The following is a 14,506-nucleotide window of genomic DNA, read 5'->3' as shown; positions in this document are numbered from 1 at the left end:
TCGGATCGCCGGTAAGCTCAGTGTCGTAGGCGAAGTCTTCGGTGTCCCTCATCCACCGAAGACTTCGCCTTCTGTATGTCCGCGGAATGTGCCAGGGGCGGGCGCGGCAATACGCCCGCGTGCCGACCACTAGAATGCCTGGGTGACCAGCGCAGCCTCTGATAAGCCGAATCGTGCCGACGCCCTGCCCAAGAGCTGGGACCCCAGCCAGGTAGAGAGCGGGATGTACGAGCGCTGGGTAGCCGCCGGATATTTCGCCGCCAACCCGGCCAGCGGCAAGCCGCCGTACTCCATCGTGCTGCCGCCGCCGAACGTCACCGGCAGCCTGCACATGGGCCACGCTCTGGACCACACGCTGATGGACACCCTCTCGCGCCGCAAGCGTATGCAGGGCTACGAGGTGCTGTGGCTGCCGGGCATGGACCACGCGGGCATCGCGACCCAGACGGTGGTCGAGAAGCAGCTCGCCGTCGACGGCAAGACCAAGGAAGACTTCGGCCGCGAACTGTTCATCGACAAGGTCTGGGACTGGAAGCGCGAATCCGGCGGACAGATCCAGGGGCAGATGCGCCACCTGGGTGACGGCGTGGACTGGAGCCGCGACCGGTTCACCATGGACGAAGGCCTCTCGCGCGCGGTGCAGACCATGTTCAAGCGCCTCTACGACGCGGGCCTGATCTACCGCGCCGAACGTCTGGTGAACTGGTCGCCGGTGCTGAAGACCGGTATCTCCGATCTCGAGGTCGACTACAAGGACGTCGAGGGCGAACTCGTCTCGCTCCGGTACGGCTCGCTCGACGACGACGAGCCGCACGTGATCGTCGCCACCACCCGGGTCGAGACCATGCTCGGTGACACCGCGGTGGCCGTGCATCCCGACGACGAGCGCTACAAGTCGCTCATCGGCACCACGTTGTACCACCCGATCACCGGTCGCCAGATCCCGATCGTCGCCGACGACTACGTCGACCCCGAATTCGGTTCCGGCGCGGTGAAGATCACCCCCGCGCACGACCCGAACGACTTCGAACTCGGCCTGCGCCACAACCTCCCGATGCCGACGATCATGGACGAGACCGGCAAAATCGCCGGTAGCGGGACCGAATTCGACGGCATGGACCGGTTCGAGGCGCGCGAGAAGATTCGTATGCGCCTGGAATCCGAAGGGCGGGTGGTCGCGCGCAAGCATCCATACGTGCACAGCGTCGGCCACTCCGAACGCTCCGGCGAACCGATCGAGCCGCGCCTGTCCATGCAGTGGTGGGTGAAGGTCGAATCGCTGGCCAAGGCCGCCGGTGACGCGGTGCGCAACGGCGACGTGCGGATCCATCCCGCCAGCCAGGAACCGCGCTGGTTCGAGTGGGTCGACAACATGCACGACTGGTGCATCTCGCGCCAGCTGTGGTGGGGTCACCGCATCCCGATCTGGTACGGCCCGGAAGGCGAGGTCGTCTGCGTCGGCCCGGACGAGCAAGCGCCGGAAGGCTTCGTGCAGGACCACGATGTGCTCGACACCTGGTTCTCCTCGGGCCTGTGGCCGTTCTCCACCATGGGCTGGCCCGAAGCTACTCCGGAGCTGCGGAAGTTCTATCCCACCAGTGTGCTCGTCACCGGCTACGACATCCTGTTCTTCTGGGTGGCGCGGATGATGATGTTCGGCATGTACGTCTCCGACGACGCGGTGCTCACCGCGGGCAAGACGGACAAGCAGGTGCCGTTCCGGGATGTGTTCCTGCACGGCCTGATTCGCGACCAGTTCGGCAAGAAGATGTCCAAGTCGCGCGGCAACGGCATCGACCCGCTGGACTGGATCACCGAATACGGCGCGGACGCGACGCGCTTCACCCTCGCCCGCGGCGCGCAGCCGGGCGGTGACCTCTCCGTCGGCACTCCGCACGTGACGGCCTCGCGAAGCTTCGTCACCAAGCTGTTCAACGCCACCAAGTTCGCGCTGATGAACGGCGCCGAGCCGGGTGAACTGCCCGCGCGGGAGACCCTCACCGACGCCGACCGCTGGATCCTCGACCGTCTGGACGAGGTTGTCGCGGAGACGGATTCGACGTTGGACCGCTACGAGTTCAACAAGGCGTTCGAGGGCCTGTACCACTTCGCCTGGGACGAAATGTGCGACTGGTACCTGGAATTGGCCAAGGTCCAGTTCACCGAGTCCGAGGAGCGTGCCGCCGCCACCCGCGTGGTGCTGGGCAACGTGCTGGATTCGCTGCTGCGCCTGCTGCATCCGGCGATCCCGTTCGTCACCGAATCGCTGTGGCAGGCGCTGACCGGCGGCGAGTCCATCGTGATCTCGGCCTGGCCCACGGTGTCCGGGGTGCCCGCCGACCCGGTGTCCGATCGCCGCATCGCCGACACCCAGCGTCTGATCACCGAGATCCGCCGCTTCCGCAGCGATCAGGGCCTGGCCGACAAGCAGAAGGTCGCCGCGAAACTGCTCGGTCTGAACGACGCGGACCTCGCCGCGCAGGAGGCGTCGGTGGCGAACCTGGCCCGCCTCACCGAACCGGGCGCGGACTTCTCGGCCACCGCCTCGCTGGAGATCCGCCTCAGCACCGGCACGGTGACCGTCGAACTGGACACCTCCGGTTCCATCGATCTCGACGCCGAACGCCGCCGCTTGGCGAAGGACCTCGCCGCCGCCGAGAAGGAGCTGGCCCAGACCACCGCCAAACTCGGCAACGAGGCCTTCCTGGCCAAGGCCCCGGAGAACGTCGTCGACAAGATCAAGGGCCGCCGCGATGTCGCCGCCGCCGAAGTGGACCGGATCAAGGCCCGACTGACCGAACTGGAGGGCAAGTGACCGACGGCGAGGATATCGACTACGACGGTGACAATCCCGAACCGGAGCGCCAGTTCGCCGAGGCGCGGCTGAGCGCCGGCCCCTCACCGGTGGATCTGGCCGAAATGGCGTTGGTGGAGGCCGAACTCGACCAGCGCTGGCCGGAAACCAAGATCGAGCCGTCGCTCACCCGCATCGCCACCCTGATGGACCTGCTCGGCTCGCCGCAGCAGAGCTATCCGGCCATCCACGTCGCGGGCACCAACGGCAAGACCTCGGTCACCCGGATGATCGACGCCCTGCTCACCGCGCTGCACCGGCGCACCGGCCGCATCGTCAGCCCGCATCTGCAACTGGCGACCGAGCGGATCAGCATCGACAACGCGCCGATCACCCCCGCCCGCTACGTCGAGACCTTCCGCGAACTCCAGCCCTACATCGAGATGATCGACAAGCAGTCCGCGGATGCGGGCGGCCCGAAGATGAGCAAGTTCGAGGTGCTCACCGGCATGGCGTTCGCCGCCTTCGCCGAGGCGCCCGTCGACGTCGCCGTGGTGGAAACGGGGTTGGGCGGCACCTGGGACGCCACCAATGTGATCGACGGCCAGGTCGCCGTGATCACCCCGATCGGGCTGGACCACACCGACTACCTCGGCCCCGACCTCGCCAGTATCGCCGGGGAGAAGGCGGGCATCATCAAGCGCGCGCCGGACGACCTGCTGATCCCGCACGACACCGTCGCGGTGATCGCCGAGCAGGAACCGGAGGCGATGGAGGTGCTGCTGCGCCGCGCCGTCGAGGTCGACGCGGCGGTCGCCCGCGAGGGCGCGGAATTCCGGGTGCTGGCCCGTCAGATCGCCGTCGGCGGACAGCAACTCGAACTGCAGGGCCTCGGCGGTGTCTACGACGAGATCTTCCTGCCGCTGCACGGTGAGCATCAAGCGCGCAACGCGTCGCTCGCGCTCGCCGCGGTGGAAGCGTTCTTCGGCGCGGGCAAGGATCGTCGGCTCGACATCGAGGCGATCCGATCCGGATTCGCGAGTGTCGCCAGCCCCGGCCGGATGGAGCGCATGCGCAGCGCGCCGACCATCTTCATCGATGCCGCGCACAACCCGCACGGCGCGAAGGCGCTCGCCGCCACGCTCACCGCGGAGTTCGACTTCCGCAAGCTGGTCGGCGTCGTCGCCGTGCTCGCCGACAAGGACGCCGCCGGCATCCTGGAAGCGCTGGAACCGGTGGTCGACGAAATCGTCGTCACCACCAACGGGTCGCCGCGCGCCCTCGATGTCGACAGTCTCGCCAACCTCGCGGTGCAGCGTTTCGGTGATGAACGCGTCGTCACCGCCGACACCCTGCCCGACGCGCTCGAGACCGCCATCGCGCTGGCCGAGGAAGCGAGCGAAGCGGGGGAGATGGTGTCCGGCGCGGGGGTCGTGGTGACCGGTTCGGTGGTCACGGCGGGCGCGGCCCGCTCCCTGTTCGGAAAGAATCCAGCGTAAAGGTGTTGGCAGTGAGTGAAGAACAAGCCGTGCCCGCCCCCGCCACCGATCCGTGGAAGGGCTTCCGCGGTGTCATGGCGGGCACGCTGATCCTCGAAGCCATCGTGGTACTGCTGGCCCTGCCCGTGCTGGGGGCGGTAGCGGGCGGAGTGACCTGGGTGTCGGGCACCTACTGCGTGGCGCTGGCGCTGCTGATGATCCTCGGCGCGGGCCTGCAGCGCCGGTCCTGGGCGCTGGCGTTCAACCTGAGTTTGCAGGTAGTGGTTCTGCTGGGGGTGTTCTTCCACCCGTCCATCGGCGTCATCGGCGTGCTGTTCTCGGTGGTGTGGGGATTCATCGTCATCCTGCGCAACGACGTGCGCCGCCGCATGGACGCGGGTTTGCTGCCGAGCCAGCGCACCCAGCGATAGCGGCCCCCTCTATGCTGTCGCGGTGACTGAACAGACGTTGGTACTCATCAAGCCGGACGGCGTTTCGCGCGGCTTGACCGGTGAGATACTCGCCCGTATCGAGCGCAAGGGCCTCAAGATCGTGGCGCTCGAGCAGAAGAACGTGTCCGACGAGGTAGCCAAGGCGCATTACGCCGAACACGCGGAGAAGCCGTTCTTCGGCTCGCTGATCGAGTTCATCACGTCCGGCCCGGTAGTCGCGGCCATCCTGGAGGGACCGCGCGCCATCGCCGCGTTCCGTCAGATCGCCGGCGGCACCGATCCCGTAGAGAAGGCCGTCCCCGGCAGCATCCGTGGTGACTTCGGCCTGGAGACCCAGTACAACCTGGTGCACGGTTCCGATTCCCCCGAGTCCGCCAAACGCGAGATCGCCCTGTGGTTCCCGGAGTTCCCGGCCTGATTGCGCTCGGATAATCGAGTGCGCTGAACGGTCGCCATCGGCGCGACAGGTCTGTGCGCGAACCGCGGGCACAGCGCCCCCGGGGCCCGATTCGACCGAGCGCCGGCGAGGTCTAGTCGTGCGCCGATGGCGAGCGAGCGGTGCCCGGTGTGGGATACTGGCAGTGGTTGCCACAGGCGCCGACTATTCGCGCAGGTACGCGAATTATCGGAGCCGGGTAACCGGATGACACCGCGGTTCGATGCCGATCATCGCTGCCACGGATGTCCACGCCCGGTTGGGGCGGGGGTGTTCGCGTCGGCATGCTGGATGGACGCTCACCCCGCGGAGTTCAGCCAACAGCCAGGCGCCGCGTGACCCGTGAGCCCGACCGACGAGAACCGTTGGCGGTAACCGGACACGCGGGGCGAGACCACAGGACCTCGCACCACCGGTGTGAGGTGAACGGACAGTGCCCCCGCGTCGGCCGCGTTACTCCATACCGGGAGGGACGCGCCCGGGGGCCCGAGGAGACTTCGTGGCCGATCAAGAGCCGCTGGAAACAACATCACAGGATGCCGATCAATTGCCGGAGCGAATCCGAGTTCATGCACTTGCCAAACGGCTGGGAGTGACGAGCAAACGCATCCTGGCCAAACTCACCGAGTTGGGTTCCGACGCGCGCAGTGCGCAGTCGAACGTCGACCGGGCGGTCGCGGAGTCCGTGCGCGACGCGCTGGCCGAACCCGAGACCGAGAACCCGGCTCCCGACACCCAGGTCGCGGCGGCGGCCCCCGAAGAGCCGACGCCCGCCTCGCAGCCGGGGCTGCTGTTCTCCGCGCCCGAATCGCAGCACGGCGAGCCACATCCGGGCAGTGGTTCCACCGAACCCGCCCACCAGCCTTCGGTGCAGCTGTTCACCCATCCCGTCCGGGAAGAACCGCACGTCGCCGAGCCGGTGGTGTTCGAGGCCGCGGCCGCGGTGGCCGCGCCGCTGTTCCTGCCGCCGGACGCTTCGGCGGTCGAGCAGGTGCGCAAGCAACGCCGGTCGCGTCGTGCCGAGGAAAAGGAACGCCGCGTCGAGGAGCCGCCGGTCGAGGCCGACGAGGTCGAGGACACCAGCGCCGAGGACGAGTCGGACAGCACCGACCAGTCCGGTGATGACGACCAGCCGCGCCGCCGTCGCCGGGGCCGCCGTGGCCGTGGCCGGGGCCGCGGTGAGCAGCACGCCGACAACGAGGGCGACGAGCCCGGCGACGACGAACACCACGCCGAGTCCGCCGAATCGACCGACGCCGCCGAGACCGGCGACGACGACAACGACAACGACGACGATGATTCGAACGGCGAGGGCTCGACCCGCCGCCGTCGGCGCCGTCGCCGCCGCAAGGTCGGTGGCGAAGGCGGCGAGAACGAAGCCGTGTCCGAGGACGATCCGCCGAACACCGTCGTGCACGAGCGTGAGCCGCGGAACAAGAGCCGCGGCCGCGCCACCGTCGACGAGGTGCAGGGCATCACCGGGTCCACCCGGCTCGAGGCCAAGCGTCAACGCCGCCGCGACGGCCGGGAAGCCGGTCGCCGGCGCCCGCCGATCCTGACCGAGTCGGAATTCCTGGCCCGCCGCGAAGCGGTGGACCGGGTGATGGTGGTGCGCGAGAAGCACTTCACCGGTGTCGGCAATTCCGACCATCCGATCACCACCCAGGTCGCCGTCCTCGAAGACGACATCCTGGTCGAGCACTTCGTCACCAACACCGGGTCCGCGTCGATGGTGGGCAATGTCTACCTCGGCAGGGTGCAGAACGTGCTGCCCTCCATGGAGGCGGCGTTCATCGACATCGGCCGCGGCCGCAACGGCGTTCTCTACGCCGGTGAGGTGAATTGGGATCTGGCGGGGCTCGGCGGCAAGGAACGCAAGATCGAGCAGGCGCTCAAGCCCGGCGATCAGGTGCTGGTGCAGGTGTCCAAGGATCCGGTGGGGCACAAGGGCGCTCGCCTGACCACCCAGATCAGTCTGGCCGGTCGCTTCCTGGTGTACGTGCCGGGCGGTACGTCGACCGGGATCAGCCGCAAGCTGCCCGACACCGAGCGCAAGCGGCTCAAGGAGATCCTGCGCGACATCGTGCCCGCCGATGCCGGCGTCATCATCCGCACCGCGTCCGAGGGTGTGGCCGAGGACGAGCTGGCCCGCGACGTGGAACGGCTGCAGGCCACCTGGCGCACCATCGAGAAGGCCGCCACCGACAAGAGCAACGGCCCCAAGACCCTGTACGAAGAGCCCGATCTCCTGGTCAAGGTCGTGCGTGACCTGTTCAACGAGGATTTCTCCAAGCTGGTCATCGAGGGCGAACGGTCCTGGAAGACGGTGGAGAACTACGTCCGCACCGTCGCCCCGGACATGCTCGACCGCGTGCAGCGGCACGAGAACAACGGTGTGGATGTCTTCGAGACGTACCGCATCGACGAGCAGCTGGCCAAGGCCCTGGATCGCAAGGTGTGGCTGCCCTCGGGCGGCACCCTGGTGATCGACCGCACCGAGGCGATGACCGTCGTCGATGTCAACACCGGCAAGTTCACCGGTGCGGGCGGCTCCAATCTGGAGGAGACGGTCACCCGCAACAATCTGGAGGCGGCCGAGGAGATCGTGCGCCAGATGCGGCTGCGCGATATCGGCGGCATGATCGTCGTCGACTTCATCGACATGGTGCTGGAATCCAATCGGGATCTGGTGCTGCGCCGGCTCACCGAGGCTTTGGGCCGGGATCGCACCCGGCACCAGGTGTCCGAGGTGACTTCGCTGGGCCTGGTCCAGATGACGCGGAAGAAGCTGGGCACCGGTCTGGTCGAGGCGTTCTCCACGACCTGTGAGCATTGCCATGGCCGCGGCATCGTGGTGCACAACTATCCGGTGGAGAGCGGGGCGTCGTCCGAGGACAGCGCGAGCCGCAAGGAATCGGGTACACGTCGCCGCCGGGGCCGGGACAAGACCGGGGTGCCTGCCACGCCGTCCGCCGCCGCGCCGGTGGAGGAAGAGGTCGAGTCGACCGAGCAGATCGCGGTCCGCCGGGCCCACCCCGTGGCGTTGGCCATGGCCGCGCATCACGGTGAGCACGACGAGGAGGCGCAGTCGCACGAGACCGCGCCGCACTCGAATGAGGACGCGGCGGCTGTCGTGGCCGTGCCCGAGGAAGACGCCGCCGACGAGGTGGTACGGGTCGGCCGCGGACGGCGTCGGGCGCGGTCCGACCGGGCCGCCAAGTCCGCCGCACCGGTCGAGCGGAAAGCCGACGAGCCGACGCTCGCCGAGGAGATCGCGGCAGACGAGCCGGGTCCGGTGGACGAAGTGCCCGAGCCGGTGGCGAAGGTGACTGTCGCCGATCCGGTCCTGGCCGAGCCGGAACCGGCCGAGCCGGAACCGGCCGAGCCGGAACCGGCCGCATCGACCGAGCCGGAATCAGTCGCGGCGGAATCGGCCGCCCCGGCCGACCGGCCCGCTGCCGATCGTGCGGTTGCCAATGGTGTGCCCGAGGCTCCGGCCGAACGTCCGGCCCGCAGGCGGCGAGTGGCCCGTTCGGCCGCCGCTCCGGCGGCCGACAGCACGGGCGCGGTGTTCGTGCTGTCCAGTGCCGAAGAGCCCGCCGCACCGGTGGTGGACTTCGCGGCCGAACCGGTCCCCACGGAGCTGCTGCAGCGCAAGCCGCGGCGGCGGGCGGTAGGACGCCCGGCGGGTCCGCCCGTCGAGGACTGATCGACGGTTGCCAGTTGGGTGCGGGACCCGCGAATTGGGTCTCGCACCCTGGGTCTGGTAACCTAGGTCGGTCGCTGCCTGGCGATGCGCGTGCAGTCGCGAGACTTGACATCCAACGCGCCCCTTGCAGCAACCAGCCAAGAAATTGTGTGCGTCGCACCCTGCGACGTGAACAAGCACGAGTAGACATCATTCGAGTGGAGGAAGCCGACCGATGGCAACGTACGCGATCGTCAAGACCGGCGGAAAGCAGTACAAGGTCGCGGTCGGTGACCTGGTGAAGGTGGAGAAGATCGAGGGCAAGCCCGGCTCCGCCGTGGCGCTGTCGCCGGTCCTCGTCGTCGACGGATCCGATCTGACCACCGACGCCGACAAGCTGGCCAAGGTCTCTGTGGCCGCTGAGGTCGTCGAGCACACCAAGGGCCCGAAGATCCGCATCCACAAGTTCAAGAACAAGACCGGCTACCACAAGCGCCAGGGTCACCGTCAGCCGCTGACGGTCATCAAGGTCACCGGCATCAAGTAAGACATCCCGAGGAGAATCAGCTATGGCACACAAGAAGGGCGCGTCCAGCTCCCGGAACGGTCGCGATTCCAACGCCCAGCGCCTCGGCGTCAAGCGCTTCGGCGGCCAGACCGTCAACGCCGGCGAGATCCTGGTTCGCCAGCGCGGCACCCACTTCCACCCCGGCGTGAACGTCGGTCGTGGCGGTGACGACACCCTGTTCGCGCTCGCCGCGGGCGCGGTCGAGTTCGGCACCAAGCGTGGCCGCAAGACCGTCAACATCGTTACCCCGGAGCCGGTGCAGGCCTGACCGCCGCATCGCTTCAAGCTTTCTGAAAGCGGGTCAGGGTCGCAAACCCTGACCCGCTTTTCGTGTTCCCACCCCGCCTGTCCCATCGAGGACGCTCAGCCAGAAGGAGGATGATTCGGCGTATGTCCAAATTCATCGACCGTGTCGTACTTCATGTCAGTGCGGGCAAGGGCGGACACGGGTGTTCTTCCGTTCGCCGGGAGAAGTTCATGCCGCTCGGCGGTCCGGACGGTGGCAATGGCGGCAACGGCGGAGATGTGATCCTCGAGGTCGATCCCAACGTGCACACCCTGCTGGATTTCCACTTCCACCCGCACGCCAAGGCGGGCAACGGTAAACCCGGCGAGGGCAGCAACCGCGACGGCAAGCGTGGCGAACCGCTGGTGCTGAAGGTCCCCGACGGGACGGTCGTGGTGGGCCGCGACGGTGAAGTGCTCGCCGATCTGGTGGGTGCGGGCAATCAATACATCGCCGCTCGCGGCGGCCGGGGTGGTCTGGGCAACGCGGCGCTCGCCTCCAAGGCGCGCAAGGCTCCCGGTTTCGCGCTGCTCGGTGAGGACGGCGACGAGGGCGATGTGATCCTCGAGCTCAAGTCGCTCGCCGATGTCGGGCTGGTCGGCTTCCCGTCCGCGGGCAAGTCCTCGCTCGTCTCGGTGCTGTCGGCCGCCAAGCCGAAGATCGCCGATTATCCGTTCACCACGCTGGTGCCGAATCTGGGCGTGGTGTCCAGTGGTGACACCACCTTCGTCATTGCCGATGTGCCCGGTCTGATTCCGGGCGCCAGCGAGGGACGCGGGCTGGGGCTGGACTTCCTGCGCCATCTGGAGCGCTGCGCGGTGCTCGCGCACGTCGTCGACTGCGCGACGCTGGAACCGGGTCGCGATCCGGTCTCCGATGTCGACGCGCTGGAGGCCGAACTGGCGGCCTACAAGTCGATGCTGTCCGCCGACACCGGTCTCGGTGATCTGGCCGACCGGCCGCGGGTGGTCATCCTGAACAAGACCGACGTGCCCGATGCCAAGGAGCTGGCCGAGATGGTCACCCCCGAATTCACGGCTCGTGGCTGGCCGGTCTTCGAGATCTCCGCGGTGACCCATCAGGGCTTGCGGCCGTTGACCTTCGCGCTCGCCGAGATGGTGCGCCAGTACCGCGAAGCGCATCCGAAGGCGGCGCCGAAGCGTCCGGTCATCCGTCCGATCGCCACCGACGCGTCCGGATTCAGCGTCATCGCCGATCCGGACGAGGAAGGCGCCTTCATCGTGCGCGGCGTGCAGCCCGAGCGGTGGGTCAAGCAGACCCAGTTCGACAACGACGAGGCCGTGGGTTACCTGGCCGACCGGCTGGCCCGCCTCGGCGTCGAGGAAGCGCTGGTCAAGAAGGGTGCCCAGCCGGGCGCGCCGGTCACCATCGGCGATGTCACCTTCGAGTGGGAGCCGGCGATTTCCGCGGGTGTCGACATGGTGCCCACCGGTCGCGGCACCGACTTGCGCTTGGAGCAGGACGAGCGGATCAGTGCCGCCGAACGCAAGCACGCCTCGCGGGTGCGCCGCGGTCTGGTGGACGAGGACGGCAACGAGATCAAGCAGGACGCGAGCAAGAAGCGGTAGCTCGGAGCCCGGCCGGAACGACGTGGTCCGGCCGGGTGGCCGTGGGTTCGGTGGCGGTGAGGGAGTTCGATTGTGACGCAGGTGAATTCGGAATTCTCCGCGGCGGTGTCGCCCGGTGGACTCAGTGCGGCGCGGCAGGCGATCGCCTCGGCGCGCAGCGTCGTGGTGAAGATCGGTTCGTCGGCGCTGACCAGTCTGCAGGGCGGGCTGGACACCGAGCGCCTGGATCGGCTCGCGGACGCGGTGGAGGCACGCATGCGCGCGGGCTCCGACGTGGTCGTGGTGTCCTCCGGCGCCATCGGCGCGGGCCTCGCGCCGCTCGGATTGGCCAGCCGCCCAAGGGATCTCGCGACCAAGCAAGCCGCGGCCAGTGTCGGTCAGCTGGCATTGGCGCACGCCTGGGGCACCTCCTTCGCCCGCTACGGCCGTACGGTCGGTCAGGTTCTGCTCGTCGCCGACGATTTCTCCCGCCGGGAACATCACCGCAACGCCCAGCGCACTCTGGACCGCCTGCGCTCGCTCGGCGCGGTCGCGGTGGTGAACGAAAACGACACGGTCGCCACCGAAGAGATCCGTTTCGGCGACAATGACCGGCTGGCCGCTCTGGTCGCCCACCTGGTCGGCGCGGACGCCCTGGTACTGCTCTCCGATGTGGAAGGTCTCTACGACGGCGACCCTCGCAAGAGTGCGGCCAATTTCATTCCCGAGGTCCGCGACAGCACTGACCTCGACGGCGTAATCGCCGGTAGCGGTGGAGCTTTGGGCACCGGCGGTATGGCCTCGAAACTCTCCGCGGCGCGTTTGGCCGCCGACGCCGGTGTCCCGGTACTGCTGGCCGCGGCCGCCGAAGCGGATCTCGCCCTGACCGCGGGCACCGTCGGCACCGCCTTCGCCGCGCGCCCGGTTCGCCTGTCCGCCCGCAAATTCTGGGTTCGGCACGCCGCCGACAGCCGCGGCGCGCTGGTCCTGGACGACGGCGCGGTGCAGGCGGTAGCCGAACGCCGCCGCTCCCTGCTGGCAGCGGGCATCACCGGTATCCGCGGCCAATTCTCGGGCGGCGACGTCGTCGACCTCATCGCCCCCGACGACCGCGTCGTAGCCCGCGGCGTCGTCGAATACGACAGCACCGAACTGTCCACCATGCTCGGCCGCTCCACCACCGACCTCCCGGAAACCATGCGCCGCCCGGTAATTCACGCCGACGATCTCGTCGGTATCTGAGGGCCGTTCAGGACTGTCGAGGGCCTCCAGCGCCCGGCCGCATCGATACCCGGTTCAGGGTTGCGGACCGGGTGGGCCCAGCACTTCGACATACATGATCTTGTCGTCGACCACATCGAGGATCAGCATGCCCACCTCCGGCGACAGGCTGATCGTGCGATGGCCGGGGCCATAGGGCTGCCCGGCCGGGTGCGCTCCGGTACGAAAGCTGCGGCACCCCTCGGTACCGCAGCCGCAAGTGCCGACCAAGCGCAAATCTCGTGCGCTGCAGGCGAGTTCGTGCTCCCCCTCGGCCTCCAGCAGGGCGACCAGTTCCCTTGCGAGGTCCGGAAAGATCGCGCGGACCAGCGGGGATTCTGCTGTGCTATCCGAGGACATCGGCCGGGTTCAGTTCGGGGGGAACAGGCCTGGTTGGTTGGCGGTGGGGGTGGGTTGGTTGGGGTCCTCGGGGATGGGGCCGGTTACGCCGGGCTGGCCGCCGGGATCCGGGAGGGCGGGGCCTTGGCCGGCGTCGGGGATCTGGTTCGGCGGTCCGGGCTGAGAATCGGGGATTTGGTTCGGCGGGCCGGGCTCCGGCTCGGGGGTGGCGGGTGGGGGTGGGGTTTGTTCCGCTGTTGGTACAGGGGGAGCCGGGGTCGACGGTTCCGGGGTGGGCGCGGGTGCCGGCTGCGGGGTGCTGGGCGGCGGTGCGGGTGCCGGTTCCGGAGTAGTCGGCTGCGGGTCCGGGGTCGACGGTGGTGCTGGTTCCGGTGTGGAGGGCGGCGTCGGTTCGGGAGTGGACGGTGGCGTCGGTTCGGGAGTGGACGGTGGCGTCGGTTCGGGAGTGGACGGTGGCGTCGGCTCCGGGGTGGAAGGCGGCGTCGGCTCCGGAGTGGAAGGCGGCGTCGGCTCCGGAGTGCCGGGCTGCGTCGGTTCCGGAGTGGACGGAGTCTCCGGTGTCGGCTGCGGGCTTTCCGGTTCCGGCGTTCCCGGAATCGTGTCCGAGGGTGGAAGGTCTTGCGGGGGAACGTATTGCGGTTCGGCGGGCGTGACGATCGGCTGGTCCTGCATGCCGGGGATCGCGGGCGGTTCGGGGAGGGCGGGTACGCCGGAGCCGGCCAGGCTGTAGGCCGGTTTGTAGATCATGTTCATGGCGAGGACGGCCTCTTGGCGGAGGGCTTCCTGGGCCATCTGGGCGCTGATCACGTTGGCGGCCTCGAGCAGGCGCGCGATGGCGCCGACCGGGCCGGAACTGCCGGGCGGGACGACGGCGAGTTTGACGGCTTCGGCGGCCGCGGCCAGGCCGCCGAGGCGGGCGCCGACCTGGCCCATGATCGCGCTCAGTTCGTCGACCGAGGCGGCGAAGCTGCGGGTGCTGGCATAGGCGGCGTCGGCGGCGGCGCCCTCCCAGGCCATGGCGTTCATGACGCGGTCGGTGCTGGCGCGGGTGAGCGGGAACGAGGTGGCCAGGGTGCCGGCGGCTTCCAGCCAGGTGACCGAGGCGCGCAGGATCTCGGCGGCGTCGATCTGCTGGGTGCCGGCGTAGATCTGGTCGTGCGTCATGGACTCGAAATGTTCCATCGAGGTGATGTAGTTCGGGTCGTTGCCGGTCATGCTCGGACCTTCGCTTCCAGGGCACGCATGGCGGCGGCGTTGGCGGCGTCGGCTTCTTCGTAAAGTCCGGCGCTGGTCAGGAACGCGGCCTGCATGGCGTAGGCGGCTTCGATGTAGTTGTCCAATAGTTCGGCGGCGTCGCGGGATTTGGCGGCGAAACCGGCCTGTAGCTGGCGGGCCGAGTCGAATCCGCCGAAGCCGTGCAGTTCGGCGAGCGCGGCCAGGCGGCGCTTGAGGTGCAGTAACCGATCCGCCTCGTGCTGATACATTTCCGCGCAGCGTCGCGCCGCCGCCGGATCGAATTTCACGGTGCCGGCGGCCGCCTGCTGCTGGAACGTGGCGATATCGGCTCGGCTGGTCTCGATCGTCATACGCACCCCTGCTAACTCTCGGTCCGACCC

General features: G+C 68.5%; 12 protein-coding genes. 9 read left to right on the top strand and 3 right to left on the bottom strand.

Going from position 1 to position 14,506, the window contains the following annotated elements:
- Positions 1-142: 142 nt before the first annotated feature.
- The 9 genes from BJ987_RS34950 to proB all read left to right on the top strand — a co-directional run bounded on the left by BJ987_RS34950 (position 143) and on the right by proB (position 12,512).
- Entirely contained in the window at positions 143-2,815 is a 2,673-nt protein-coding gene (locus BJ987_RS34950) for a valine--tRNA ligase (protein WP_209897299.1), read from the top strand.
- 68 nt (positions 2,816-2,883) lie between these two features.
- Positions 2,884-4,293 carry a bifunctional tetrahydrofolate synthase/dihydrofolate synthase gene (gene folC / locus BJ987_RS34945; RefSeq protein WP_443677981.1) on the top strand — a complete coding sequence of 470 codons (1,410 nt, stop codon included), beginning with the start codon at positions 2,884-2,886 and terminating at the stop codon, positions 4,291-4,293.
- Between the two features lie 74 nt (positions 4,294-4,367).
- The gene (locus tag BJ987_RS34940; RefSeq protein WP_209899614.1) at positions 4,368-4,703 is read left to right on the top strand and encodes a DUF4233 domain-containing protein; all 336 of its coding nucleotides are present in this window, start codon (positions 4,368-4,370) and stop codon (positions 4,701-4,703) included.
- 22 nt (positions 4,704-4,725) lie between these two features.
- Positions 4,726-5,142 carry a nucleoside-diphosphate kinase gene (ndk, locus tag BJ987_RS34935; RefSeq protein WP_209897298.1) on the top strand — a complete coding sequence of 139 codons (417 nt, stop codon included), beginning with the start codon at positions 4,726-4,728 and terminating at the stop codon, positions 5,140-5,142.
- A 517-nt stretch (positions 5,143-5,659) separates the two neighbouring features.
- The gene (locus BJ987_RS34930) at positions 5,660-8,869 is read left to right on the top strand and encodes a translation initiation factor IF-2 N-terminal domain-containing protein (RefSeq protein WP_209897297.1); all 3,210 of its coding nucleotides are present in this window, start codon (positions 5,660-5,662) and stop codon (positions 8,867-8,869) included.
- A 214-nt stretch (positions 8,870-9,083) separates the two neighbouring features.
- Positions 9,084-9,395, top strand: coding sequence for a 50S ribosomal protein L21 (gene rplU / locus BJ987_RS34925; RefSeq protein ID WP_209897296.1), 312 nt, complete (start codon positions 9,084-9,086; stop codon positions 9,393-9,395).
- Between the two features lie 22 nt (positions 9,396-9,417).
- Positions 9,418-9,684, top strand: coding sequence for a 50S ribosomal protein L27 (gene rpmA / locus BJ987_RS34920; RefSeq protein WP_209897295.1), 267 nt, complete (start codon positions 9,418-9,420; stop codon positions 9,682-9,684).
- A gap of 122 nt (positions 9,685-9,806) precedes the next feature.
- Positions 9,807-11,291, top strand: a complete 1,485-nt coding sequence (gene obgE, locus BJ987_RS34915; RefSeq protein WP_209897294.1) for a GTPase ObgE — start codon at positions 9,807-9,809, stop codon at positions 11,289-11,291.
- A gap of 105 nt (positions 11,292-11,396) precedes the next feature.
- Positions 11,397-12,512 carry a glutamate 5-kinase gene (gene proB / locus BJ987_RS34910; RefSeq protein ID WP_209899611.1) on the top strand — a complete coding sequence of 372 codons (1,116 nt, stop codon included), beginning with the start codon at positions 11,397-11,399 and terminating at the stop codon, positions 12,510-12,512.
- Between the two features lie 54 nt (positions 12,513-12,566).
- Here the strand turns inward: proB and BJ987_RS34905 are convergent, their stop codons facing one another.
- The 3 genes from BJ987_RS34905 to BJ987_RS34895 are packed head-to-tail and all read right to left on the bottom strand — an operon-like array spanning position 12,567 to position 14,476.
- Positions 12,567-12,890, bottom strand: coding sequence for a hypothetical protein (locus BJ987_RS34905; protein ID WP_209897293.1), 324 nt, complete (start codon positions 12,888-12,890; stop codon positions 12,567-12,569).
- Between the two features lie 9 nt (positions 12,891-12,899).
- Positions 12,900-14,105, bottom strand: a complete 1,206-nt coding sequence (locus BJ987_RS34900) for a hypothetical protein (RefSeq protein WP_209897292.1) — start codon at positions 14,103-14,105, stop codon at positions 12,900-12,902.
- A complete protein-coding gene (locus BJ987_RS34895) occupies positions 14,102-14,476 on the bottom strand; it encodes a hypothetical protein (protein WP_209897291.1) in 375 nt (124 codons plus the stop codon). The genes BJ987_RS34900 and BJ987_RS34895 overlap by 4 nt, the downstream gene beginning before the upstream one ends.
- Positions 14,477-14,506 lie beyond the last annotated feature (30 nt).

The organism is Nocardia goodfellowii (assembly GCF_017875645.1).
GTDB lineage: Bacteria > Actinomycetota > Actinomycetes > Mycobacteriales > Mycobacteriaceae > Nocardia > Nocardia goodfellowii.
The sequence above is the reverse complement of the archived record's forward strand: the minus strand, read 5'-3'. Positions and strand labels throughout refer to the sequence as shown.